Source organism: Escherichia sp. SCLE84, from assembly GCF_012584495.1.
Lineage (GTDB): Bacteria > Pseudomonadota > Gammaproteobacteria > Enterobacterales > Enterobacteriaceae > ECMA0423.
The window spans coordinates 2,007,544-2,031,391 of sequence record NZ_CP051430.1; the positions used below are offsets into that span (position 1 = coordinate 2,007,544).

The following is a 23,848-nucleotide window of genomic DNA, read 5'->3' on the forward strand; positions in this document are numbered from 1 at the left end:
GGACGTCAGGCCGCCACTTCGGTGCGGTTACGTCCGGCTTTCTTTGCTTTGTAAAGCGCCAAATCTGCCGATTTCAACCACTCACGATAGTGACTCATTTGTGGGTTCAGCGGCGCAACCCCCACACTAATCCGTAAAGTTACCTGTGGCGTATTCGGCAAGCGTAACGTGTTTAGCCCTTCACGCACCCGTAACATGGCGGTAATGGCGCTCTCAGCTGGCGTACCGGACATGATTACTGCAAACTCATCGCCGCCAAACCGACCAATCACATCGCTACCGCGCAGGGTAATTTGTAACTGTCGGGTAAGCGCCACAATCGCTTCATCGCCCACATCATGACCCCAGGTATCGTTGATGCTCTTGAAATGGTCGATATCGATAATCAGTAACGTTGCATCGCGATTATGCCGCCGACAGTTATCAAATTCATTGCGTAACATAGTTTCCCAATGACGTCGGTTATACACGCCCGTCATGCCGTCGCGGGTACTCATGACCTGCAACCTGCGTTTATGTTCCGCCAGTTTGGTTGCCGTCTGGTAGCTGACCCAGCCAAACAGCAGAGGATAAACGACAATAATGGGAAGGGAGAGCCACCATTCCAGCGGCGCACTATTGAACGACACGGTAATGCCCGTAAGCTCGAGGGTGACAAGGCAGGAAACCACCATCAACACCAGACCCGCGACAAACAGACGGGGGCCGCCTGCCCCCATCAAATTCAGACACATAATCATCAACATAGCGGTGGAAGGCAGCACGTTTACGCCCATTACGCCTACCCACATTCCCGCTAATACTGCATCGGTTTTTAAGTTGTAAATTTCCCGGCTAAGCGGATCGACGGCCCTGCTCGCTATCTGCCAGGCTAAATGCGGCCAGACGAACGCCCAGCCGACCAACACCAGCCACCACCAGCCCGGCGGCGGGTGCGAAACCAGCGTTGAAGCAATCGGTAAGAACATGCCAGCCAGGCCAACCGCACGGGGTAGTCTGACGCGACGGGCGAAGCGCAGCCCGGACCGCTGATGTTCGTTTTGAGGAGTTAAAGGAGGTTCCTCCCCATGCGCCGCCGCTTTTTTGAAAAAGTTTTCATCATTCATTATTTTTGGGAACATTCAGAAACAATTTTCCCAAATTATAGAGACGGGGCTAAAGGCAGAAGTATGAAATTTCGGGTGAGCCACTTTCGTAGCTCACCCGTTAGCACTATCAGGTATCAGGCGGCTTTCTTGAGGCAGGCACTCATAAACTTATTACGATCATCACCTTTCAGAGATTGTTGCGTTGCTTGATTATTACATTCGCGCATCTTTTGCTGCTGTGGCGTCAAACTTTTTTCACCAGGCGCAGACTTGCTGTTCTTCAGGCAATCACTCATGTAGGTCTTACGAGCATCCCCTTTCAACGCCTGCGCCGTCGCCTGCTGATTACAGGATGTCATACGCTGTTGTTGTGGGGTTAAGGTTCTCTCGGCAGCGCCGACGGTGGTTAAAAAAACCAGACCAAAAAGCAAGGTAACCAGTAATGTTATTTTCATAGCACCATCCCTCTTCATGTTTTAACCATGAGCGTATGCGCCCGTGATCTGCCATTAAGTCTGGTTGCTAACAGCAAAAAAACCACCCGGCAGCGAAAATTCACTGCCGGGCGCGGTTTTATTTCAGCCCCAGGGCGGCTTTCATGGTGTAGAAGAGATCGGTCTGGTCGGTCAGTCCAACAACATTGGCGGCATGCGGGCCATACGCCGCAATACGCAACTGACTGCCGGTATGTTCTTGTGAATCCTCTTCGGAGTTCCCGTAGCTCATCACCATCACTGCGCCATCTTTGGTATTTAGCGCCTGGGTGAGGCCCGGAGCTTTGGTATCCGGCGCGACAATCTGGCTGGCGTGGGCGTGATCAGCGGTGACTATGACCAGCGTATTGCCATCCTTTTTAGCGAATTCCAGCGCCCGTTGTACGGCTTCATCGAGATCGACCGTCTCGCCAATTTGCCCACAAGGATTCGCAGCGTGATCCTGTTTATCGATTGACGCACCTTCAACTTGCAGGAAAAATCCTTTCTCATTTTTACTCAACAATTCAATGGCTTTGTCGGTCATCTGCGCCAGGGTTGGTACACTGTCATTACGTTGCGGATTAGGCGTACAGGTGACTGCGGGCTTATCGATATTGCCGTGGTACGTTGCTTTCGGTCCTAGCCAGCGCACTGGCATATTGCCGTCAGCAAACAGTCCAAGCAGAGGTTTTTGCTGATTCGCTTCCGTCACCGAATTCAGTGAGGCAGCATCGCTGACCAACTGATAACCACGCGCCTGTGCCTGTTCACGCAGCGTTTTTCCCTGCCATTCACCGGCGGTTGCCGTTTCAGCAAAGGTTTTTGCGCCACCGCCAAGCGTAACGTCGGCACGAGCGTTAAGCAGCTGTTCGGTAATCGATCCTTTTCCGCCTTTTTCCAGAGCGTTACCCGGACATTTTTCACTGGTCGCGCTCGGACCGTAGCATTTGCGCGAAGTCACATGTGCCACCAGCGCAGCGGGCGTGGCATCCTGCAACTCTGCGGTAGAAACGTTACCGGTCGCCAGACCTGCGGCTTTTGCCATTTCCAGAATCGTTGGGTGATCTTTTTCGTGAATATCGACGCCCAGCGCGCCGTTATAGGTTTTGACACCGGTTGACCAGGCGGTTGCTGATGCAGCCGAATCGGTGACGTAGTCCGGTTTGCCGGTTTTTTTATTCAGCGCATAGTGAGTGTATTGCCCGGTAAGCGGTAAGGCATCGATACCTTTAAAAAAGCCGCCCGCACCTTCGGCATAATTACGTGCGGCTGTAATTTCCGAATCCCCCATCCCATCGCCAATCAGCAAAATAATATTTTTTGCAGGTTTATCGCTAAGAGAATCACGCAGAGCGGCAGTCTGATCACCCGTTAAACGGCGAGCACCGCCGGGTGCAGTAATATCGCCCTGAGCAGCCCGGTTTTCCAGAACAGGCATTTCTGGTGTCCGGGCTTTTGTCACAGGGGTAAACAGTAACGATAAGAGTGCCAGTGCAATAGTGCTTTGTTTCACTTTATTTTCTCCATGTACAAATACATTAAAAAATAAAAACAAAGCGACTATAAGTCTCGGCCGTGACAACTTTATGACAGCTGTTGAAAAGATTAACTTTTTACTGACGAGGATGCTTCAATAACTTCTTTACGTAATCGCGCAGCAGCTCCGTATCGTCGTCAGGAATGCTGGCATCGGGCTTTACCTCGTACAGCGCCCCCTCTACCTGATCAATCAACCGCTGTTGGTCATTTTGCGCCATATTGCGAAGCATTGCAGTGACGATAATCTCCAAAGCTTCTACCTGCGCACACAGTTCTTTCGACTCTTCTTCTTTTTGGGCAAGCTTAAATAACAACTCAGCAATGAGATTTTTCATGTCTGTATTTCCTTATCCAAAGTATGGAGAAGTTAACATTATGTTTCACAACTTCATAGTGTCTGGAAGTATTATTTTTATGACAAAGGAAATACTTTGCGCAAATATTTTTTGTTTGATTACCAGCGAAACGTTTCTCTTATTTAAATAATTACCCACACAAAATATAGGCTTTTAATTATCAACCTTTATTATAAATAAAAGTTATGAAATATATTCTCTTCGTTAACTTATAATTAAGAGAAAAAAACTCACCGCATGGCCATTTAAGCCAGGAATAAATTAGCTTCCCGTTCATCATTTTTGTGATCTTGCGCACATCTTTGAGATAACGCACTTTCTTCACCAGTACGTTGCACGCTTCGTCAGCAGAAGATTGCAACAATCTTTCAGAAGGCCGCGAATCCCCCGTTTTGTCGTGGTAATGTATGCACTTTGTGTTAGACGGGATAGGTTTTTAAGATGGAAAAACTGCGGGTAGGAATCGTTTTTGGTGGTAAATCAGCGGAACATGAAGTGTCTCTGCAATCGGCAAAAAACATTGTCGATGCCATTGATAAAAGTCGCTTCGACGTTGTGCTGCTGGGCATTGATAAACAAGGGCAATGGCACGTCAGCGATGCCAGCAATTATCTGCTAAATGCAGACGATCCTGCCCATATTGCGTTACGCCCTTCGGCGACCAGCCTTGCGCAGGTGCCAGGTAAACATGAGCATCAGCTTATCGACGCGCAAAACGGTCAGCCGTTGCTGACGGTGGATGTCATTTTCCCGATTGTCCACGGTACGCTGGGCGAAGATGGTTCCTTGCAGGGAATGCTGCGGGTCGCCAATTTACCGTTTGTAGGTTCTGATGTTCTGGCTTCAGCAGCCTGTATGGATAAAGATGTCACCAAACGTCTGCTACGCGATGCCGGGCTGAACATTGCGCCATTTATTACTCTGACGCGCGCTAATCGTCACAACATCAGTTTTGCCGAAGTGGAGTCTAAACTGGGGTTACCACTGTTTGTAAAACCGGCTAATCAGGGCTCTTCTGTTGGTGTCAGCAAAGTAACCAGTGAAGAACAGTACGCAATTGCCGTCGATCTGGCGTTCGAGTTCGATCATAAAGTGATCGTTGAGCAAGGGATCAAAGGTCGTGAGATCGAATGCGCAGTTCTGGGCAACGACAATCCGCAAGCCAGCACCTGTGGCGAGATCGTACTCACCAGCGATTTCTATGCCTACGACACCAAGTACATTGACGAAGATGGCGCGAAAGTGGTAGTTCCGGCAGCCATTGCACCAGAGATCAACGATAAGATCCGGGCGATTGCCGTTCAGGCTTATCAGACGTTGGGATGCGCAGGCATGGCGCGTGTAGACATGTTTTTAACCCCAGAGAACGAAGTGGTGATCAACGAGATCAACACACTGCCTGGCTTCACCAACATCAGTATGTATCCGAAGCTGTGGCAAGCCAGCGGTCTGGGTTACACCGATCTGATCACACGTTTGATTGAGCTGGCGCTGGAGCGTCACGCTGCGGATAACGCATTGAAAACCACAATGTAATATTTTAACGCCCGATAATATTCTTATTGGGCGTTTTCAGTTTCTTCATCGCGACGACGAATAATCAACCCCGCCAGCCAGAAACTAATCACCCACGTCACCAGACCGACGGCATAGGTCTGCCAACCTTTTGCTTCAAATCCCAGCAGCCCCACCACGCCATTAAGAATGAATATAAGGCCAATGGCGAACGCATAGTAGTGCCAGTCACGGCGGATTTTTACAGGCAGATTCATGGCAGCTCCGTTAACGAAAAACAACATCCTTGCATATTCTGTAACAACCGTCTGTGGTGTAGACAACATTTTTGTAATTGTTAATAAATTTAACTTAAGGTTGCCATTTTGTGACTCACAACGAAGATTCACGCTTCGGGAATATTCCCAACATCAATTTACCATGATTCTGATATTGACAATCTAAATGACCTGTCAGACTTGCCATAAGCCGCTGGTATCACACCAGAAGAGAAGCAGATGACTTCCGGAGGTTTTTATGGCTGATTTCACCCTGTCAAAATCGCTGTTTAGCGGAAAATATCGCAATGCCTCTTCAACGCCTGGCAACATTGCCTATGCGTTGTTTGTGCTGTTTTGCTTTTGGGCTGGGGCGCAATTGCTGAACCTGTTAGTGCATGCGCCCGGCGTCTATGAGCGTTTAATGCAGGTCCAGGAAACAGGTCGCCCACGGGTGGAAATTGGTTTAGGTGTCGGCACCATTTTCGGGCTGATCCCGTTTTTAGTAGGCTGCCTCATTTTTGCAGTGGTGGCGCTATGGCTGCACTGGCGACATCGCCGCCAGTAAGATTTACGTTGCCAGATACGGCCTAAAACGCCTTATCTGGCATGACATTCCTGTTTGATCACTGTTTCATACAACGCGCCCGCCGTTCGTCTACGCGCTTCGCAAACCAGGCCGTAGTCAGGTTGCGGGTGATTTTCGGGCTTTCCAGTTGAATGCCAGGCAACATTTCGCGGGGTAGTGATTTACCCGTTTTCGCTTCGGCAAGTTGATAAACTTTCTTGTACAGCGCCGTCTCCTCAAAAGAGAAGCTGTCACCTTTCTCTAACTGACGGCGAATTTCGCTGTCGCTCATCCCCAGTTTTCCCGCCAGTTTGCGCGTTGCCAGTTCGGTTTTCCCGGGTTCTTTACTGTCGTAACGAATTAAATCACCGTCCAGTGCCAGCTTCACGCCGCTGGCCTTACTGACTGCGTTCTGAAACGCGGCATTACGGCTGGCGTACCAGCCAGCGTTAAAATCAGCAAAGCGGTATATCGGTGCGCTATAGCTGGCGGGATAATTCAGTAAATGGTAAGTACCAAACCACAACCCGCCGCGGCGACTGAAGACTTCCTGACGAACTGTACCGTCCATTTTCCACGGATACCCTTTGGTATGCTGTTCGGCAAAAGCAATGCTGACCTGCATCGGCCCACCGGTGCGCACCGGATTAAGCGAACCAAACAGCGTCTGCCCCATTGGTACCATGCTGATCAGATCGTCAAAAATCGCGCTCAATTGCTTTTCTGTACGCACCGAATCTAACCGTTCGCTATAACTTTTGCCGTTTGGCGATTTGATTTTTAGCGCGGTATGAACCAGAAAAGCAGGAATGTGCATCCGTTCAGCACGACGGTCAATCTCTTGCCAGGCGATCTTGCTTAAGCCCGGAACGGCCGGATCTGCCTGATAATTTGACTCCTGCTGCGCCACCGCCAGCACCGAGCAGACGTTTTCCAGCGTCGGTGCCAGCCCCTGACTTTCAAAGGTGGTGGCGAGATCTTTCGCCCAGGCATCGCGGTCTTTCACGCTCGCAGGCATCTTCTGCCGCACGACGCTCGCTACATCTATCGCTTTTTCGCCCTTTTTCAACGGTTGCGGAGCCTGACTACTACACCCCGCTAAAACCAGAACCGCCAACAATGACAGCGAAGATAGATGATTGACGCGCGACATTACTTCTCCTTTTTAGCTCAAGGTATGGGTTACTTCCTGAATTTTGTCACCATCCAGCTCATGTTCAAAGCTGCGCAGACGTTTGTAGATAGACATCAACTCAACCAGTGTGGTCCATGAGTTAATCAGGTACTGGAAAGCACCGCGAACCTGACCAAAAACGTTGGTAATCTGCGTCATCAGGCCGAGCGTAATCGTACCGGCAACAATTGACGGAAACAGCAAGAACAAACCGAAAACGTTATCGACCTGCAAATAGAGAATGCGGGCGATGTTGAAATACATATAGTGAAAATAGAGGCGAAAATAGTTTTTCCGTACGGCGCTAAACAGCTCGCGTACCGTAGGCGGCGTCGCGCGCGTGGCATCGTCTTCACCATAAACCAGCTCTTTACGGTAGGCGGCCTCTACTCGCTGGTTTTTAAACTCCAGCCCCGGCAGTTTGATCCCTACCACTGCCAGCAATCCGGTCCCCATCAGCGACCAGACGATAGCGGCAATCACCAGACCATACGGAATGTGCCCGACAATTGGCAGCTCCGGCACATGTGCGGAGAGCGTTACCAGCACCGGCAGGAAGGCGATCAACGTCATGATGGCGTTGATAAAACTGACGCCCATATTCTCCAGCGTTGAAGCAAAACGCATGGTGTCTTCCTGCACACGCTGTGCGGCCCCTTCGATATGACGCAGTTGTTGCCAGTTCGCCATGTAATATTCGTTCATCGCCGTACGCCAGCGGAACACGTAGTGACTGACAAAGAAGTTGTTCAGTACACTGATCACCACCGCGATCAGCGCAATCCCCAGAAAGACGCCCACTTCGCGGTAAAATTGTTCGATAGTGACTTTATGCGGCGAACTTAGCGCGGTTTGAATCAGATCATAGAACGGTGCATACCAGGCGTTGACGGCGACCCCGACTTCCACCAAAAACCAGGTGACGAAGATGATCAGTGCAGTACCGAGTATTGACCAGTATTGCCAACGGTGCGGGCTGTAGATAAACCAGAAAAATGCAAAAAGTCCTACGCAAACAATGTAGTAAGCGTAAAAAATCAGGAAATCCAACGACCAGAAACGCGCGGCGCTAATCGGGATCTGCCCGGAAGCGCCGGTGATACGCGCCACCCAGTCTCCCCCACCGGCTTGCCAGAAGATAACGGCAATCAATGCCCAAACAAAGGCCGAGAGAAAAAACGCTCCCGGCTTTGGGAAAAAAGACTTAAACATATGCACTCCTGCTAACTTCTTATCGTTTTAACAACTGCTGTGTATTAACCGCATGACCACTACAAAGCGTCAGCCAAATGAAACCGCCCATTGTGACCCATAGCAAGGCGCTTAGTTCGCCAGCCTGACCATAAGAATTGTTTCGACGGATTTCACAAACCAAAGATTGTTTACATAAGCGGATTAACACGCGCAGGATCACAAATGCAGGCATTGGTGAGCAGGAAAAAGATCGTGTTTACGCGCCGTTACGTTTTTAACACTATTATTGCACTAATTCGCCCTTTGCAATCCATCAATGAGTAGTATAAATACGCTCAGTTACCTTCATTCAATCTATGGACACCACCGTTGAAACGTAGTCTGCTTTTTTCTGCCGTGCTGTGTGCGGCGTCATTGACCTCCGTCCATGCGGCGCAGCCGATCACTGAACCGGAGTTTGCCTCTGATATTGTCGATCGTTATGCCGATCATATTTTTTACGGCAGCGGTGCCACGGGGATGGCGCTGGTTGTTATCGACGGTAACCAGCGCGTCTTTCGTAGTTATGGCGAAACGCGACCTGGTAATAACGTTCGCCCGCAGCTGGATTCGGTCGTGCGTATTGCTTCCCTCACCAAACTAATGACCAGTGAAATGCTGGTGAAATTGCTCGACCAGGGGACCGTAAAGTTAAACGATCCGCTAAGTAAATATGCTCCGCCAGGCGCACGCGTGCCGACCTACAATGGGACGCCCATTACCCTAGTGAATCTGGCAACCCATACCAGCGCCCTGCCCCGTGAACAGCCCGGTGGCGCGGCACATCGTCCGGTGTTTGTCTGGCCAACGCGCGAACAACGCTGGAAATACCTTTCTACGGCGAAGCTAAAAGCCGCGCCAGGCAGTCAGGCGGCGTACTCTAACCTTGCGTTCGACCTGCTGGCAGATGCACTGGCGAATGCGTCCGGCAAGCCTTATACCCAGTTGTTTGAAGAGCAGATTACCCGTCCATTGGGGATGAAAGACACCACCTACACCCCCTCACCGGATCAGTGCCGCCGTTTAATGGTTGCTGAGCGCGGTGCCAGTCCGTGCAATAACACGCTGGCGGCAATTGGCAGCGGCGGCGTCTATTCCACGCCTGGCGATATGATGCGCTGGATGCAGCAGTATTTGTCATCTGATTTTTATCAGCGCAGTAACCAGGCAGATCGCATGCAGACGTTGATTTATCAGCGCGCGCAGTTTACGAAAGTGATTGGCATGGATGTCCCCGGCAAAGCGGATGCGCTTGGTTTAGGCTGGGTATATATGGCCCCGAAAGAGGGTCGTCCGGGGATTATTCAGAAGACAGGAGGTGGTGGCGGTTTCATTACCTATATGGCGATGATCCCGCAGAAGAATATTGGCGCGTTTGTGGTGGTCACTCGTTCGCCGTTGACGCGCTTTAAAAATATGAGCGATGGCATCAATGATCTGGTGACCGAGCTAAGCGGGAATAAACCGTTGGTTATCCCCGCATCCTGATTAATACTCTGAAGGCAAACGGTTGATAGCGACCAGTTTGCCTTTATTCATTTCGATATAGCCGCCTTTACGCAAAGCAGCGAGAACTTCTGCGACGACAGAACGCGATATGCGTGTACGTTGATGGATATAATTCATCACACCAATACGTGATCGCAATTCTTCATTCCAGTCAATCATTGATAATAATGTTGCGCGGATTTGTTCGTAGGAATTATGCCCAATGAGCTGCACGTCGCGTAATTCCAGAATTCTATTTTGCCAGGCTAACCAGTAAAAAGCGTCTCGCCAGAGTTGATTTTGTTCAATAAGCGTAATGGTTTGTTTGGCTGGTAGATGATATCCCGTACAATTTCCTTCTGATATTAATTTGTATGGTATATCGTTTTTCATTAAACCATCAGCCAGCCCCATAATATAAGGAGCCTGGGTAATACCGATAAGTACGTTTTCTTCTCTACGCAGAGAGATAACGCCCTCTAAAATAACGAAAGTATCTTCGCTATTGACATCACTGGAAAATATAACTTGCTTTTCATTATTAAACTCGAAGCGCGTACCGTATCTGGACAAACATTTATCGAGCTTACCAAATTCCTGAAGAGGTTTAACTACAGATAACATTTGCGCGTCCTTTGCAGTAATGCCCGTCAAATCCTTGACGGGCATTATTTAGATTAAATTACCAGAATTTCTTCGGAGTGAAGAATATTACCAAGTATATTTAACACCCACGTTCGCGGACCAGTCTTGATCTACGTCACCACCACCGAGGTAGTTAGCATCGGTATAGGCGCTGAAGTTCTTGGTGAAGCTGAACTGAGTACCCAGACCAACACGTACCGCAGACCCTTCAGTACCGTTATCGATGGAATCACCGTTCACATCGTTATCGTTGTTAGAGTCGTCGTAGACGTAAGCCAGTTTGAAGTACGGAGTCAGAGCCTGGTCTTCGCTGTAGGTGAAGGTATAACCTGCATCTACACCCAGTTCATAACGCATGCTGTCGTAAGACTGACCGTCAACTTTCATGTCGTTGCTCAGCTGGTAGTCATCACCAGACTGGAACAGACCAGAAATGCTGCCGTAAGGAGTCACGTAACCAGCATCACCCAGTTTGAAGTCGTAACCGGCTTTCAAACCGAAGCCCCAAGCGTCGGAGTTGGTGCTACCGTCAACGTAAGTACCGTTGCTCATGGTTGCAGACAGGTCGTTGTTGAAGTGAGAGTAACTCAAGCTACCATCAACAAAGACGTTGTTCGCGAAGTGAGCAGAAGAGTAGATGTAGGCAGTCTGGCTGTCTTGATCCACCTGACCAGAACGGTCATTCATGTCACCTTTAGCGAAGCCTGCAGCCGCACCGACGATCCACTTAGCGTTGTTACCGTCAATTTTGGTATCAACACCGACCATGATGCCGTTAACATCCTGATCATAGTTGATGGTGCCGTTGTCGCCGTTGAAGTTACCACCGAAGTAGCTTACCCATGCGCCGCCGTTATCAGCCAGGCCATGACGAGAGTTGGTCAGACGAGTACCAACGGTGTCTTGTTCCAGGTTCCAGATATTGGTGTTCGCAGACGGGATGCTCAGCGCCATGTTAGCGTAGTCGGTCAGCTCCATCTGTTGCAGAACAACGGTGTTACCGCGCTGTTCAGCCTGATAGGTGTATGCACCCAGGTCAGCTTTGTTAGCAGCAGAGAAGGTCGCGTTGCTGTTTTTGTCGTTGACGTAGATCAGCTCGTTGCCGTTGTAGTCAGCGATAGAACCAGCACCAGTAGCGTTGTCGATACGAACTTTGTAGTTACCGGTTGCAGCTGCAACATGGTCACCGTTGTTATCAACTTCGTTCTGACCAGCTTCGATAGAAGCAGTGTTGTCGTTATCGCCGTTACCGTTAATGGTCAGGTGACCATCAGAGTTCATTGCGATTAAGCCATAACCGTAGTTTGACTTGGTAGTATCGTTGGTACGGTCGTTGGTCAGGTCTGCATCAAGTACGAAGCGGTTGCTTTCGATGTTGAACACACCAGCGTGAATGTTACCACTGGTATCAGTAGTGCTGGTCAGGTTCAGAGTATCAACCTGCAGAGCATTCGCCGCAGTGTTACCGACATCCAGAATACCGTCATTAGTCACTTTGATGTTGTTGGCATACAGAGCAGCATCACCTACAGCCCAACCAGCAGAAACTTCATCAGAAATGGTTACGGTACTGTTGTCGACAGTCAGTGAATCAGTTGCAACATGACCATCTTCGTTGATGTTCAGCGCAGAAAGACCTGTCAGAGAGATAGAGTCAGAAATCAGCGTTGAATCAGCAACATTAACAGTTGAACCACTGTTGATGCTCAGAGTATCAATCAGAGAAGTTTTGGTGGTATCCCACTGTGAACCGGTATTCAGGGTCACATTGAACAGACCGCTCTGGTATACTTCGTTACCGATGATGTGATCAAATTCGCTGTATTCAGAGTCGCTGTTTTCTACACCAACAGTTGATGAAGGCCACAGGCTGTTAGCTGCGATGTCGATCAGAGTTGCAGTTGCTTCGGTGCCTGTACTGGTATCAATAACAACCCCGTTGTCATTGTAAACAGGACCGTAAGCATCTGGCACACCATCATCATTGGTATCAACAGTTAAGTGCGCAGACATTGCCGCACCAACCCACTTGCTGCCATTGTTCAGGGTCAGATCCAGGCGATCAGTACCATCCCAACCGTTAGTATCTACATCACCGTCAGTATCACGATAGCTATCACGACCATGCGGGAAGAAGTTCTCATCAAAGTTACTTGAGAAGAATACATCGCCCATCAGTGTAGAATTATCGAATGTTGCAGTGGTTTGCATTGCGTTATCAGCAGCAGGATGTGCAATAACGGCTAATGCGATATCATCTCTATTCCAGTCACCGCCATTGTAATCGCTGGCATTGCCGGTATTACCAAACCAACCACTAGTACCTTCATCAGACCATGAACCAGAGGTCACAGTAGAGTCTTTAACAGTGATGGTGTTGTTAAACACTTCGCTGCTGTTAACACCAGTGCTAACCGTGTTGTCGTCGATATCTTCCCACTCATAACCCTGAGTCAACGTAATACCCGCAACGTGAGAGTTATTAGTGATGGACAGATCAACTTCCTGATCCAGAGTAATAGCCGTACCAATGTTGTAAACGTCTACAACATGAGTATCAGCGGCATTATTGTAAGTGCCGTTATATGTGTAGTGTTCGTAGTTGTCGTCGATCGTTGAATTATCAACAGTCAGCGCCAGACGGTCATGGTAATAATCATTCGCACGTTCAGCACAATCAGTTGTCATGCACTCGGAATAAATCATACCGTGAATAGTGCTGTTTTTGATTGTCAGACTATTGGCGTTGGTATTGGTAGAAATACCGTCGTCCAGATAGTAGGTAGAAATCACGCCGTTAACAGTAGCGTTATTAATGACCGGGTAGATATCGCCGTTGTAATAACTATCAGCGGCATAGTTGTTCCAGCCTACATAACCATCATAGTAAACGTCATCAGCATAGGTGGCGTCGTTGTAGTGATGGAAAGTATTGTAAGTTTGACCAGAAATATCGTTGGTCGCTGCATTAGCCTGAGAGGTGATAGCCAGAGTGCAAGCCAATGCTAATTGTGATACTACAAGTTTCTTTTTCCAGGAGTGCATTTGTCATCCCTCCTCAGGGACGTAATAAGTTGATCCATCAATTATCAATGCATAGAAAACATATTATGTTTCGCGCTAACGATTATGCTGCGTTACAGACGAATGGTTCAATTATTCTTTCCCCTAAGTCCGAATGTGGACATATATAATTTATGGAGAAAAACACGCATCAAATTGATAAAAGGACGATATTTCAACATGTTGCAGATAATGTTATTTTTGATACATACGCGTTATAAATATCAAAAACACAAACCAGATAAATATCTTATCAATATACAACAAAGTTTGAATTATTCAATTTATAGCAGCACAACCAAAGGCCAAAAAATAATAACCAAGAGCTATAAATAAAGATTAAAAATATTTTCAGTGAATATGAAATTATTGCTATTTCTATTACAAAGATGTCCTGGTCTCTCTTTCATTCTCTTCTTGTCAACATCACGACAACTTTCGTAAAACACTCCTGCCCCGCTTCAGGTATACTGTGCACCTTAATTCCACAAACATCAGGCAGACCATGACAGACTTAATCCAACGCCCTCGTCGCCTGCGCAAATCTCCTGCGCTGCGCGCTATGTTTGAAGAGACAACACTTAGCCTTAACGACCTGGTGTTGCCGATCTTTGTTGAAGAAGAAATTGACGACTACAAAGCCGTTGAAGCCATGCCAGGCGTGATGCGCATTCCAGAGAAACATCTGGCACGCGAAATTGAACGCATCGCCAACGCCGGTATCCGTTCCGTAATGACTTTTGGCATCTCTCACCATACCGATGAAACCGGCAGCGACGCCTGGCGGGAAGATGGACTGGTGGCGCGTATGTCGCGCATCTGCAAGCAGACTGTGCCAGAAATGATCGTCATGTCAGACACTTGTTTCTGTGAATACACTTCTCACGGTCACTGCGGTGTGCTGTGCGAGCATGGCGTCGACAACGACGCGACTCTGGAAAATTTAGGCAAGCAAGCCGTGGTTGCAGCTGCTGCAGGCGCAGACTTCATCGCCCCTTCCGCCGCGATGGACGGCCAGGTACAGGCGATTCGTCAGGCGCTGGACGCTGCAGGCTTTAAAGATACGGCGATTATGTCGTATTCGACCAAGTTCGCCTCTTCCTTTTATGGTCCGTTCCGTGAAGCTGCCGGAAGCGCATTAAAAGGCGACCGCAAAAGCTATCAGATGAACCCAATGAACCGTCGCGAGGCGATTCGTGAATCACTGCTGGATGAAGCCCAGGGCGCAGACTGCCTGATGGTTAAACCTGCTGGAGCATACCTCGACATCGTGCGTGAGCTGCGTGAACGTACTGAATTGCCGATTGGCGCGTATCAGGTGAGCGGTGAGTACGCGATGATTAAGTTCGCCGCGCTGGCGGGTGCTATAGATGAAGAGAAAGTCGTGCTCGAAAGCTTAGGTTCAATTAAGCGTGCGGGTGCGGATCTGATTTTCAGCTACTTTGCGCTGGATTTGGCTGAGAAGAAGATTCTGCGTTAATTTTTTTCCTCTCAGAAAGGGGGAGTTAACCTGTTGAAAGTACGGTGAACGCCCCCTCACCCTAACCCTCTCCCCAAGGGGGCGAGGGAACCGTCCGCACTCGTATCACCCCGCCCGATAAAACGGTTTATCCCCAAGAATCGTCGCCCGATGCATAATCCGCCGCTGTGGCAGGTAATCGGCATTGGCATAGTGCTGAGTCACGCGGTTATCCCAAATCGCAATATCATTCGGTTGCCAGCGCCAACGCACCTGAAACTCCGGTTTAGTGATATGGGCGAATAAAAAGCCTAACAAGGCTTCGCTCTCTTTCTCGCTGACATCGACAATTCGCGTAGTAAAGCCTTCATTCACAAACAGCGCCTGTTTACCGCTCACCGGATGCGTTCGCACCACCGGATGTAGCAACGGAGGATTTTTCGCGACCGCCTCGCGCCAGCGTTGATGTTCCTCCTCGGTTTTGCGGTATTTGTATTCCGGGAACGATTTACGGAAATCATGCTCCGCACGCAGCCCGCTCAGCAGCTGGCGGAAGGGAACAGAGAGCGCCTCATAGGCCGCAATACCGCTGGTCCAGAGCGTATCACCGCCGGTCGAAGGTAATTCTTTAGCTGCCAGAATCGCCCCTGCGGGTGGCGTTTCAATAAATGTCACATCGGTATGCCAGTTGTCGTTATCCGGCGGATTATCGTTATGGGTATCCAGCACGATGATCTCGTCAACCCCTTCGGCATGAGGGTAAACAGGGTGAATATGCAGTTCGCCAAAACGCTGGGCCAGCGCGCGTTGCTGCTGCGGCGTAATAGTTTGATCGCGCAGAAACACCACCTGATGGCGCAGCACCGCATGGTAAAGCTGTTCAAACTGATTATCGCTTAACGGGCGCGTCAGGTCGGCACCCGAAATTTGTGCGCCGATATACGGCCCCAGCGGGGTAATGCTCAGACGTTCACTCATTGTACTTCTCCATGCCAGGGCGTCAGACGGCGCTGTAACGCGCGCAAACCCAGTTCTAAAAGAAAGGCGATAATCGCAATCACCGCGATCCCCGCCAGCACCACGTCAGTCGCGAGAAATTCACCCGCTGACTGAACCATAAATCCTAAACCGCGCGTCGCGGCAATCAGCTCCGCCGCTACCAGCGTAGACCAGCCCACACCCAGACCAATGCGTAATCCGGTGAGGATTTCCGGCAGCGCGCCGGGCAAAATGACAAACCACAGCACCTGCGCACGGCTGGCACCCAGCGACTGGGCGGCACGAATGCGAACCTGCTGCGCGCTTTTCACCCCCGCCAGCGCCGACATCGCCACCGGTGCAAAAATCGCTAAATAGATCAGTAAGATCTTCGAGGTTTCACCAATACCAAACCAGATCACCATCAGCGGCAAATAAGCCAGCGGCGGCACCGGACGATAAAGTTCGATTACCGGATCCAGAATGCCGCGCACCGTCGGGCTTAGCCCCATGGCGATCCCGACCGGAATACCGATCACCACCGCCGCGAGTAGCGCCAGCACAATGCGCGTCAGGCTGGCTGCCAGATGCTGCCACAGCGTGGCGTCCATAAATCCCTGCGGTCCGGCAATGGTGAGCAGTTTTGCCAGTACTTGTTGCAGCGGCGGCAAAAACAGCGGGCTAATCAGTTGCAGCGCCGCCACCGTCCACCATACAGTGAGTAAAACCGCTAACGTGCCAATGCTTAAGGTCACCTGACGCGAGAGCGGCCAGCGCCATTTCAGCCGCCGCGAATGCAGTTTTTCATTAATGAGCACACTCATGAGAACGCCTCCCGTTGCTCAAATACGCGGCTTAAAACATATTCGCGCATGGCGATGAATTGTGGATCGGACTTGATGCTGCGGCTCGACTCTCCCGCAACAAAGCGGCGAGCAAAGTTGAGCGGCAGCCGCTCCAGCACACGGCCAGGGCCGGATGAAAGCAGAACCAGTTCAGTCGCCATAAACACCGCTTCTTCTATATCGTGGGTAATCAACAGCACCTGCTTGCCCGTCTCCTGCCAGAGTTTCAGCAGCAGAGTTTGCATCTGGTCGCGGGTGAAGGCGTCCAGCGCACCAAACGGTTCGTCGAGTAATAACAGCTGGGGATTCGCCGCCAGCGCGCGGGCAATCCCCACTCGCTGACGTTGACCACCGGAAAGCTGCCAGATATAGCGTTTTTCTGCGCCTTCCAGCCCCACTTTTTTCAGCATCTGGTGCGCGATTTCCAGTCGCTGCATTTTCTCTATACCTGCCAATTGCAGGCCGAACGCCACGTTGTCCTGTACATTGCGCCACGGTAGTAGCCCTTCATTCTGAAAAACCACCCCGCGCTCTGCTCCCGGTCCCTCAATACGCTTACCCGCCAGTTGAATGCTGCCATGCTGATAAGGCACAAAACCGGCAATCAGATTCAGCAACGTGGTTTTACCGCAGCCGGACGGCCCCAGCACCACCAGTAGCTCGCCGCTTTCCAGCGTCAGGTTGATATCTTCCAGTGCCGGTTTGCCGCCATAATCGGCATAGAGATGAGAGATTTGCAGCATCTGCGCCTCCTTTTATTGCACGAAGCGCGAGGTAACGTACTGGCTGTAATCATTCGCTACAGCCGGGACCTTGCCCTGCTCTTTCAAAAACTGCGCGGTGTCGATGATTGCTTTGTTCACCGGTCCGGTCAGTTCTGCCGTTTGTTGCTGCGGCGTCAGATAGGTATTTCCCTTCACCAGCCCCGGAACGTCACCTTCAGGCACGCCGCTTAAACGCGCCAGTTTGCTGATGTTTTCCGGCTGTTTCAGCCACGCGTCTGGGTTAGCAATGTACGGTTGCTGAGCATCGATGGCGCTTTTAGCGAACGCTTTCACGACCTCAGGATGTTTCTCGGCAAAATCTTTGCGCACCACCCAGACGTCCAGCGTTGGCGCACCCCACTGCCCGACCTGTTCAGAATCGGTCAACACCTTGCCGTCTTTTTCCAGGGCGTTAACCGCCGGTGCCCAGACATAAGCACCATCAATATCTCCCCGCTGCCAGGCAGCGATAATCGCGGGCGGCTGCAGGTTCACAATCTCCACTTGCCCGGGTTTAATGCCCCAGTGTTTCAGCGCCGCCAGCAGGCTGTAGTGGGTGGTAGAGATAAACGGTACGGCTATGCGTTTGCCAATCAGATCTTCCGGTTTGCTGATAGTTTTCTTTACCACCAGCGCTTCGGAGTTACCCAGTTTTGACGCCAGCAAGAAAACTTCAATCGGCACCTGTTGGCTGGCTGCAACCGCTAACGGGCTGGAACCGAGGTTGCCGATTTGCACATCGCCAGAAGCCAGCGCCCGCACGATGCTGGCTCCGCTGTCAAACTTACGCCAGTCCACGGTTGCTCCGCTTTCTTTAGCAAAGGTGTTGTCGGCCTGAGCCACTTTCGCCGGTTCGGCTGAGGTTTGATACGCCACGGTGACGTTCACCGCCTGTGCCTGAAAAGCGATGAATGCCAGTGCGGCAAGAAGTGTGTTACGCGATGAAATTGCCATGATTGTCTGCTCCCCTGTCTTGTTATGGGAGCAGTATTCAGGAATAAAAACATTCATTAAAAGAATTAGTCGTTATCGCACAGATGATTTTATTCTTAGCAAAAAAACGGCTAAGGAAAGATTAAATATGCAATTACTCCGTTCTAACAATTGGGAAAATTACTACACTTCATTTTAGTGATGCATAAACAACCACATTACGAGATTTATTACTTCATTATTTCTATCAATATCAATACATATAATAAAACTATTATATTCGCATTGTATATATCACTGTATCATTCTCAATCACTCGCATATTACATTCACATAATGTATATAAACAATACTTGTTCACAGAACATATTTTTTAAATGCAATTAATTGACAAACTAAATCACATCTAAATACAATGTATAAAACAAAATAACTATACATACCAAACATACAAACACTTAACATATGAATTGCATAAAAACATTACCCAGTCGAACCTCCGGGTCTGAAAGCCCTTGCTTTTCAGTTATTAGCAACATTTAACATTTATAAATTAACATCTGGCTGCGCCAGAGATTACGTCTCTGAGTGCATCGTTGTGCTTGTAGTATAATAAATAAAATGGAGTGTCATTAAGTGGATAAGGTTTTAGATTCAGCCCTCCTTTCTTCGGCAAATAAAAGAAAGGGTATCCTTGCTATTGGCGCACATCCTGACGATATAGAATTAGGCTGTGGCGCATCGCTTGCTCGTCTTGCGCAAAAAGGAATTTATATCGCAGCAGTGGTGATGACTACCGGCAACTCTGGTACAGATGGAATAATCGATCGCCATGAAGAATCGCGCAACGCCCTAAAGATATTAGGGTGCCACCAAACTATTCATCTTAATTTTGCTGACACCCGCGCTCATTTACAGCTCAATGATATGATTTCCGCCCTGGAAGACATCATTAAAAATCCAATTCCTTCTGATGTTGAAATCATGCGGGTATATACCATGCATGATGCCGACCGCCATCAGGATCATCTCGCTGTTTATCAAGCTTCAATGGTTGCCTGCCGCACTATTCCACAAATTCTCGGCTACGAAACCCCAAGTACCTGGCTTTCATTTATGCCTCAGGTTTTTGAATCCGTTAAAGAAGAATATTTCACAGTCAAACTTGCTGCATTAAAAAAACATAAAAGCCAGGAACGACGTGATTATATGCGTCATGATCGCCTGCGTGCAGTTGCACAATTTCGCGGGCAACAGGTCAATAGCGATCTGGGTGAAGGCTTTGTAATTCATAAAATGATTCTTTGAGCAAATTGCATGAAAACCTGGATATTTATCTGTATGTCCATAGCAATGTTGCTATGGTTTTTAAGTACGCTAAGACGTAAACCCAGTCAAAAGAAAGGCTGTATTGACGCCATTATACCTGCGTATAACGAAGGCCCGTGTCTGGCGCAGTCACTGGATAATCTACTGCGTAACCCTTATTTTTGCCGGGTAATTTGCGTTAACGACGGCTCCACGGACAATACCGAAGCGGTCATGGCGGAAGTCAAACGCAAATGGGGCGACCGCTTTGTTGCCGTCACGCAAAAAAATACCGGTAAAGGTGGTGCGCTGATGAATGGCCTCAATTATGCCACCTGCGACCAGGTTTTTTTAAGTGATGCCGACACCTATGTTCCGCCCGATCAAGACGGAATGGGCTATATGCTGGCAGAAATTGAGCGCGGTGCTGATGCCGTAGGCGGCATTCCCTCTACTGCGTTGAAAGGCGCGGGGCTGTTACCGCACATCCGCGCGACCGTAAAGTTGCCGATGATTGTTATGAAGCGCACGCTACAGCAGCTCCTGGGCGGCGCACCGTTTATTATCAGCGGTGCCTGCGGGATGTTCCGTACTGATGTATTGCGTAAGTTCGGTTTCTCGGATCGTACTAAAGTCGAAGACCTTGATCTCACCTGGACATTAGTGGCAAACGGCTACCGTATTCGGCAGGCGAATCGCTGCATCGTATACCCACAGGAATGCAACAGTCCGCGTGAGGAGTGGCGTCGCTGGCGGCGTTGGATTGTGGGATACGCGGTCTGTATGCGCCTGCATAAAAGACTTTTATTTAGCCGCTTCGGTATCTTCAGTATATTTCCTATGCTGTTGGTTGTGATTTATGGCGTTGGGATTTATCTCACTACCTGGTTTAATGAATTCATCACCACCGGGCCGCATGGTGTGGTGTTGGCAATGTTTCCGCTTATCTGGATCGGCGTAGTTTGTGTTATTGGTGCTTTTAGCGCCTGGTTTCATCGTTGCTGGTTGTTGGTGCCTTTAGCGCCGCTTTCCGTTGTGTATGTATTATTAGCTTATGCCATCTGGATTATTTATGGACTTATTGCCTTTTTTACTGGACGCGAACCTCAGCGCGACAAACCCACCCGCTATTCCGCACTGGTGGAAGCGTCAACCGCTTATTCCCAACCTTCTGTCACAGGAACTGAAAAACTATCTGAAGCTTAATGTTAAAGAGAAAAATATTCAGATTGCAGACCAGGTAATTATTGATGAAACTGCAGGTGAAGTTGTTATCGGCGCGAATACCCGTATTTGTCATGGTGCCGTTATTCAGGGTCCGGTAGTGATTGGCGCAAACTGCCTGATAGGTAATTATGCGTTTATTCGTCCTGGCACAATAATCAGCAATGGTGTAAAAATTGGTTTTGCCACCGAAATTAAAAATGCGGTTATTGAATCGGAAGCAACGATTGGTCCGCAATGTTTTATTGCCGACTCGGTAGTTGCAAACCAGGCATATTTGGGCGCACAAGTACGTACCAGTAATCATCGTCTGGATGAACAGCCTGTGTCTGTTCGAACTCCAGAGGGAATTATCGCTACCGGATGCGATAAATTAGGTTGTTATATCGGGCAGCGTTCACGCCTTGGCGTACAAGTTATAATTTTGCCTGGGCGAATTATTTCCCCGAACACGCAACTTGGCCCGCGCGTGATTGTAGAACGTAATTTACCTGCCGGAACTTATTCACTCCGACAAGAACTTATCCGTACAGGAGATTAAAATGATAAAACGGACGTTATTAGCGGCGGCCATTTTTAGCGCATTGCCCGCTTATGCCGGGTTAACTTCCATTACCGCGGGCTACGATTTTACCGATTATTCTGGCGATCATGGCAACCGTAATTTAGCGTATGCTGAACTGGTGGCGAAAGTTGAAAACGCAACGCTGCTTTTTAATCTTTCCCAGGGGCGTCGTGATTATGAAACTGAACATTTCAATGCCACTCGCGGTCAGGGTGCGGTCTGGTATAAATGGAATAACTGGCTGACAACCCGAACGGGTATTGCCTTTGCGGATAATACGCCGGTCTTTGCCCGCCAGGATTTTCGTCAGGATATTAACCTGGCCCTGTTGCCAAAAACGCTTTTCACGACCGGTTATCGCTACACTAAATATTACGATGATGTCGAAGTCGATGCCTGGCAAGGCGGCGTATCACTCTATACTGGCCCGGTGATCACCAGCTACCGCTATACCCATTATGACTCCAGCGATGCAGGTGGTAGTTATAGCAATATGATTTCCGTGCGTCTGAATGACCCGCGCGGCACTGGTTATACGCAACTATGGCTAAGCCGCGGAACAGGTGCTTACACCTATGACTGGACGCCAGAAACACGCTACGGCAGCATGAAGAGCGTCAGTCTGCAACGTATTCAACCGCTGACTGAGCAACTTAATCTCGGGCTGACGGCAGGTAAAGTGTGGTACGACACCCCAACCGATGATTATAACGGTCTGCAACTTGCAGCCCATCTGACCTGGAAATTCTGATTCCTTCTGCCGCCCGCTATCCGGGGCGGCCTTCCCTGCCGATTAGCCCCCCCTTTCCTCTTTGTTTTCCGACCACATTCACCGGATAAATTTTATTCTCCAGTGTTATATACTATAGGGGGGTATGCATTGACATATAGCATACCCCCCTATAGTATATTGCATGCAGATAATGAGGTGCGAAATGCCCAGTACTCCGGAAGAGAAGAAAAAGGTCCTTACTCGAGTTCGTCGTATTCGAGGGCAGATTGATGCTCTGGAACGGTCGCTGGAGGGTGATGCCGAATGCCGTGCCATACTCCAACAGATCGCTGCCGTTCGGGGCGCGGCTAATGGGCTGATGGCAGAAGTGCTTGAAAGCCATATCCGGGAAACGTTTGACCGAAATGACTGCTACAGCCGCGAAGTCAGCCAATCCGTTGACGACACTATTGAACTGGTTCGAGCCTATCTTAAATAGCTGAATCTATTACCATATTGAGGAAGAGCGAGAGATGAAATCACGTGCTGCCGTTGCATTTGCTCCCGGTAAACCGCTGGAAATCGTTGAAATTGACGTTGCACCACCGAAAAAAGGTGAAGTGCTGATTAAAGTCACCCATACCGGCGTTTGCCATACCGACGCATTTACCCTCTCTGGGGATGACCCGGAAGGTGTATTCCCGGTGGTTCTCGGTCACGAAGGGGCCGGCGTTGTGGTTGAAGTCGGTGAAGGCGTAACCAGCGTCAAACCTGGCGACCATGTGATCCCGCTTTACACCGCGGAGTGCGGCGAGTGTGAGTTCTGTCGTTCTGGCAAAACTAACCTCTGTGTTGCGGTTCGCGAAACCCAGGGTAAAGGCTTGATGCCAGACGGCACCACCCGTTTTTCTTACAACGGGCAGCCGCTTTATCACTACATGGGATGCTCAACATTCAGTGAATACACCGTGGTCGCGGAAGTGTCTCTGGCCAAAATTAATCCAGAAGCAAACCATGAACACGTCTGCCTGCTGGGCTGTGGCGTGACCACCGGTATTGGCGCGGTGCACAACACAGCTAAAGTCCAGCCAGGTGATTCTGTTGCCGTGTTTGGTCTTGGCGCGATTGGTCTGGCAGTGGTTCAGGGCGCGCGTCAGGCGAAAGCGGGACGGATTATCGCTATCGATACCAACCCGAAGAAATTCGATCTGGCGCGTCGCTTCGGTGCTACCGACTGCATTAACCCGAATGACTACGACAAACCGATTAAAGATGTCCTGCTGGATATCAACAAATGGGGTATCGACCATACCTTTGAATGCATCGGTAACGTCAACGTGATGCGTGCGGCGCTGGAAAGTGCGCACCGCGGCTGGGGTCAGTCGGTGATCATCGGGGTGGCAGGTTCTGGTCAGGAAATCTCCACCCGTCCATTCCAGTTGGTCACTGGTCGCGTATGGAAAGGTTCCGCGTTTGGCGGCGTGAAAGGTCGTTCCCAGTTACCGGGTATGGTTGAAGATGCGATGAAAGGTGATATCGATCTGGAACCGTTTGTCACGCATACCATGAGCCTTGATGAAATTAATGACGCCTTCGACCTGATGCATGAAGGCAAATCCATTCGAACCGTAATTCGTTACTGATTTCCCGCAGGTATA

24 protein-coding genes are annotated in these 23,848 nt (G+C 49.6%); 10 read left to right on the top strand and 14 right to left on the bottom strand.

The annotated features are described in order from the left end of the window. Positions 1–5 precede the first annotated feature (5 nt). The 5 genes from adrA to HGD79_RS09980 all read right to left on the bottom strand — a co-directional run bounded on the left by adrA (position 6) and on the right by HGD79_RS09980 (position 3,823). The gene (gene adrA / locus HGD79_RS09960) at positions 6–1,121 is read right to left on the bottom strand and encodes a diguanylate cyclase AdrA (protein ID WP_000484055.1); all 1,116 of its coding nucleotides are present in this window, start codon (positions 1,119–1,121) and stop codon (positions 6–8) included. A gap of 101 nt (positions 1,122–1,222) precedes the next feature. Beyond that, the gene (gene psiF, locus HGD79_RS09965; RefSeq protein WP_001295332.1) at positions 1,223–1,543 is read right to left on the bottom strand and encodes a phosphate starvation-inducible protein PsiF; all 321 of its coding nucleotides are present in this window, start codon (positions 1,541–1,543) and stop codon (positions 1,223–1,225) included. Between the two features lie 118 nt (positions 1,544–1,661). Then, complete coding sequence (phoA, locus tag HGD79_RS09970; RefSeq protein WP_001297128.1) at positions 1,662–3,077, bottom strand: alkaline phosphatase; 1,416 nt, start codon at positions 3,075–3,077, stop codon at positions 1,662–1,664. A gap of 100 nt (positions 3,078–3,177) precedes the next feature. Next, positions 3,178–3,438 (bottom strand): anti-adapter protein IraP, encoded by a 261-nt coding sequence (gene iraP / locus HGD79_RS09975; protein WP_000792970.1) that lies wholly within the window; start codon positions 3,436–3,438, stop codon positions 3,178–3,180. Positions 3,439–3,619: 181 nt separating this feature from the next. Next, the gene (locus tag HGD79_RS09980) at positions 3,620–3,823 is read right to left on the bottom strand and encodes a hypothetical protein (RefSeq protein ID WP_001297130.1); all 204 of its coding nucleotides are present in this window, start codon (positions 3,821–3,823) and stop codon (positions 3,620–3,622) included. A gap of 77 nt (positions 3,824–3,900) precedes the next feature. On the opposite strand from HGD79_RS09980, the gene ddlA reads away from it, so the two are divergent. Continuing rightward, entirely contained in the window at positions 3,901–4,995 is a 1,095-nt protein-coding gene (gene ddlA / locus HGD79_RS09985) for a D-alanine--D-alanine ligase (RefSeq protein WP_168848379.1), read from the top strand. A gap of 23 nt (positions 4,996–5,018) precedes the next feature. Here the strand turns inward: ddlA and HGD79_RS09990 are convergent, their stop codons facing one another. Continuing rightward, positions 5,019–5,231 carry a DUF2754 domain-containing protein gene (locus HGD79_RS09990; RefSeq protein ID WP_001295334.1) on the bottom strand — a complete coding sequence of 71 codons (213 nt, stop codon included), beginning with the start codon at positions 5,229–5,231 and terminating at the stop codon, positions 5,019–5,021. Between the two features lie 259 nt (positions 5,232–5,490). Here HGD79_RS09990 and HGD79_RS09995 point away from each other — a divergent pair, with 259 nt between their 5' ends. Next, entirely contained in the window at positions 5,491–5,799 is a 309-nt protein-coding gene (locus tag HGD79_RS09995) for a YaiY family protein (protein ID WP_000763151.1), read from the top strand. A gap of 58 nt (positions 5,800–5,857) precedes the next feature. Here the strand turns inward: HGD79_RS09995 and yaiW are convergent, their stop codons facing one another. Together yaiW and sbmA are read right to left on the bottom strand one after the other, a co-directional pair. Beyond that, entirely contained in the window at positions 5,858–6,952 is a 1,095-nt protein-coding gene (gene yaiW, locus HGD79_RS10000) for a surface-exposed outer membrane lipoprotein YaiW (protein WP_000092043.1), read from the bottom strand. 12 nt (positions 6,953–6,964) lie between these two features. Next, positions 6,965–8,185 (bottom strand): peptide antibiotic transporter SbmA, encoded by a 1,221-nt coding sequence (gene sbmA / locus HGD79_RS10005; protein ID WP_001325959.1) that lies wholly within the window; start codon positions 8,183–8,185, stop codon positions 6,965–6,967. A gap of 351 nt (positions 8,186–8,536) precedes the next feature. On the opposite strand from sbmA, the gene ampH reads away from it, so the two are divergent. Continuing rightward, on the top strand, positions 8,537–9,694 hold the full coding sequence (gene ampH, locus HGD79_RS10010; RefSeq protein WP_000830741.1) for a D-alanyl-D-alanine-carboxypeptidase/endopeptidase AmpH: 1,158 nt from the start codon (positions 8,537–8,539) through the stop codon (positions 9,692–9,694). On the opposite strand, the gene iprA is transcribed toward ampH, so the two are convergent. Both iprA and ehaB read right to left on the bottom strand, forming a co-directional pair. Continuing rightward, the gene (gene iprA, locus HGD79_RS10015) at positions 9,695–10,318 is read right to left on the bottom strand and encodes a hydrogen peroxide resistance inhibitor IprA (RefSeq protein WP_001295817.1); all 624 of its coding nucleotides are present in this window, start codon (positions 10,316–10,318) and stop codon (positions 9,695–9,697) included. An 87-nt stretch (positions 10,319–10,405) separates the two neighbouring features. Beyond that, positions 10,406–13,384: an autotransporter adhesin EhaB gene (gene ehaB / locus HGD79_RS10020; protein ID WP_168848380.1), complete on the bottom strand. Its 2,979-nt coding sequence runs from the start codon at positions 13,382–13,384 to the stop codon at positions 10,406–10,408. 523 nt (positions 13,385–13,907) lie between these two features. On the opposite strand from ehaB, the gene hemB reads away from it, so the two are divergent. Next, a complete protein-coding gene (gene hemB / locus HGD79_RS10025; RefSeq protein ID WP_001295337.1) occupies positions 13,908–14,882 on the top strand; it encodes a porphobilinogen synthase in 975 nt (324 codons plus the stop codon). A 105-nt stretch (positions 14,883–14,987) separates the two neighbouring features. On the opposite strand, the gene tauD is transcribed toward hemB, so the two are convergent. From tauD to tauA, 4 genes are read right to left on the bottom strand one after another with little or no spacing between them, the layout of a single operon-like run. Then, on the bottom strand, positions 14,988–15,839 hold the full coding sequence (gene tauD / locus HGD79_RS10030) for a taurine dioxygenase (protein WP_000004049.1): 852 nt from the start codon (positions 15,837–15,839) through the stop codon (positions 14,988–14,990). Further along, complete coding sequence (gene tauC / locus HGD79_RS10035; RefSeq protein WP_000114595.1) at positions 15,836–16,663, bottom strand: taurine ABC transporter permease TauC; 828 nt, start codon at positions 16,661–16,663, stop codon at positions 15,836–15,838. The genes tauD and tauC overlap by 4 nt, the downstream gene beginning before the upstream one ends. After that, a complete protein-coding gene (gene tauB / locus HGD79_RS10040) occupies positions 16,660–17,427 on the bottom strand; it encodes a taurine ABC transporter ATP-binding subunit (RefSeq protein WP_000939375.1) in 768 nt (255 codons plus the stop codon). The genes tauC and tauB overlap by 4 nt, the downstream gene beginning before the upstream one ends. A gap of 12 nt (positions 17,428–17,439) precedes the next feature. Then, positions 17,440–18,402, bottom strand: coding sequence for a taurine ABC transporter substrate-binding protein (gene tauA / locus HGD79_RS10045; protein WP_001018416.1), 963 nt, complete (start codon positions 18,400–18,402; stop codon positions 17,440–17,442). A gap of 615 nt (positions 18,403–19,017) precedes the next feature. Here tauA and HGD79_RS10050 point away from each other — a divergent pair. The 6 genes from HGD79_RS10050 (at position 19,018) to frmA (ending at position 23,833) form a co-directional block, all read left to right on the top strand. Then, positions 19,018–19,689 carry a PIG-L deacetylase family protein gene (locus HGD79_RS10050; RefSeq protein WP_168848381.1) on the top strand — a complete coding sequence of 224 codons (672 nt, stop codon included), beginning with the start codon at positions 19,018–19,020 and terminating at the stop codon, positions 19,687–19,689. A 9-nt stretch (positions 19,690–19,698) separates the two neighbouring features. Beyond that, positions 19,699–20,895, top strand: coding sequence for a glycosyltransferase family 2 protein (locus HGD79_RS10055; protein WP_000860438.1), 1,197 nt, complete (start codon positions 19,699–19,701; stop codon positions 20,893–20,895). Beyond that, the gene (locus HGD79_RS10060; protein ID WP_072157913.1) at positions 20,873–21,454 is read left to right on the top strand and encodes an acetyltransferase; all 582 of its coding nucleotides are present in this window, start codon (positions 20,873–20,875) and stop codon (positions 21,452–21,454) included. Before HGD79_RS10055 ends, HGD79_RS10060 begins: the two co-directional genes overlap by 23 nt. A 1-nt stretch (position 21,455) precedes the next feature. Then, positions 21,456–22,229, top strand: coding sequence for a YaiO family outer membrane beta-barrel protein (locus HGD79_RS10065; protein ID WP_000596085.1), 774 nt, complete (start codon positions 21,456–21,458; stop codon positions 22,227–22,229). Between the two features lie 184 nt (positions 22,230–22,413). Then, positions 22,414–22,689, top strand: coding sequence for a formaldehyde-responsive transcriptional repressor FrmR (frmR, locus tag HGD79_RS10070; RefSeq protein ID WP_001141271.1), 276 nt, complete (start codon positions 22,414–22,416; stop codon positions 22,687–22,689). Positions 22,690–22,723: 34 nt separating this feature from the next. Then, on the top strand, positions 22,724–23,833 hold the full coding sequence (gene frmA, locus HGD79_RS10075) for an S-(hydroxymethyl)glutathione dehydrogenase (protein ID WP_000842102.1): 1,110 nt from the start codon (positions 22,724–22,726) through the stop codon (positions 23,831–23,833). Positions 23,834–23,848 lie beyond the last annotated feature (15 nt).

Excerpts from the sequence above, each read along its gene's own strand:
- iprA (WP_001295817.1), bottom strand. The coding sequence starts at position 10,318 with ATGTTATCTGTAGTTAAACCTCTTCAGGAATTTGGTAAGCTCGATAAA.
- adrA (WP_000484055.1), bottom strand. The coding sequence starts at position 1,121 with ATGTTCCCAAAAATAATGAATGATGAAAACTTTTTCAAAAAAGCGGCG.
- tauA (WP_001018416.1), bottom strand. The coding sequence starts at position 18,402 with ATGGCAATTTCATCGCGTAACACACTTCTTGCCGCACTGGCATTCATC.
- psiF (WP_001295332.1), bottom strand. The coding sequence starts at position 1,543 with ATGAAAATAACATTACTGGTTACCTTGCTTTTTGGTCTGGTTTTTTTA.
- HGD79_RS10065 (WP_000596085.1), top strand. The coding sequence starts at position 21,456 with ATGATAAAACGGACGTTATTAGCGGCGGCCATTTTTAGCGCATTGCCC.
- HGD79_RS10055 (WP_000860438.1), top strand. The coding sequence starts at position 19,699 with ATGAAAACCTGGATATTTATCTGTATGTCCATAGCAATGTTGCTATGG.
- iraP (WP_000792970.1), bottom strand. The coding sequence starts at position 3,438 with ATGAAAAATCTCATTGCTGAGTTGTTATTTAAGCTTGCCCAAAAAGAA.
- yaiW (WP_000092043.1), bottom strand. The coding sequence starts at position 6,952 with ATGTCGCGCGTCAATCATCTATCTTCGCTGTCATTGTTGGCGGTTCTG.
- frmA (WP_000842102.1), top strand. The coding sequence starts at position 22,724 with ATGAAATCACGTGCTGCCGTTGCATTTGCTCCCGGTAAACCGCTGGAA.
- tauD (WP_000004049.1), bottom strand. The coding sequence starts at position 15,839 with ATGAGTGAACGTCTGAGCATTACCCCGCTGGGGCCGTATATCGGCGCA.
- HGD79_RS09995 (WP_000763151.1), top strand. The coding sequence starts at position 5,491 with ATGGCTGATTTCACCCTGTCAAAATCGCTGTTTAGCGGAAAATATCGC.
- frmR (WP_001141271.1), top strand. The coding sequence starts at position 22,414 with ATGCCCAGTACTCCGGAAGAGAAGAAAAAGGTCCTTACTCGAGTTCGT.
- sbmA (WP_001325959.1), bottom strand. The coding sequence starts at position 8,185 with ATGTTTAAGTCTTTTTTCCCAAAGCCGGGAGCGTTTTTTCTCTCGGCC.
- tauC (WP_000114595.1), bottom strand. The coding sequence starts at position 16,663 with ATGAGTGTGCTCATTAATGAAAAACTGCATTCGCGGCGGCTGAAATGG.
- ehaB (WP_168848380.1), bottom strand. The coding sequence starts at position 13,384 with ATGCACTCCTGGAAAAAGAAACTTGTAGTATCACAATTAGCATTGGCT.
- hemB (WP_001295337.1), top strand. The coding sequence starts at position 13,908 with ATGACAGACTTAATCCAACGCCCTCGTCGCCTGCGCAAATCTCCTGCG.
- tauB (WP_000939375.1), bottom strand. The coding sequence starts at position 17,427 with ATGCTGCAAATCTCTCATCTCTATGCCGATTATGGCGGCAAACCGGCA.
- ddlA (WP_168848379.1), top strand. The coding sequence starts at position 3,901 with ATGGAAAAACTGCGGGTAGGAATCGTTTTTGGTGGTAAATCAGCGGAA.
- HGD79_RS09990 (WP_001295334.1), bottom strand. The coding sequence starts at position 5,231 with ATGAATCTGCCTGTAAAAATCCGCCGTGACTGGCACTACTATGCGTTC.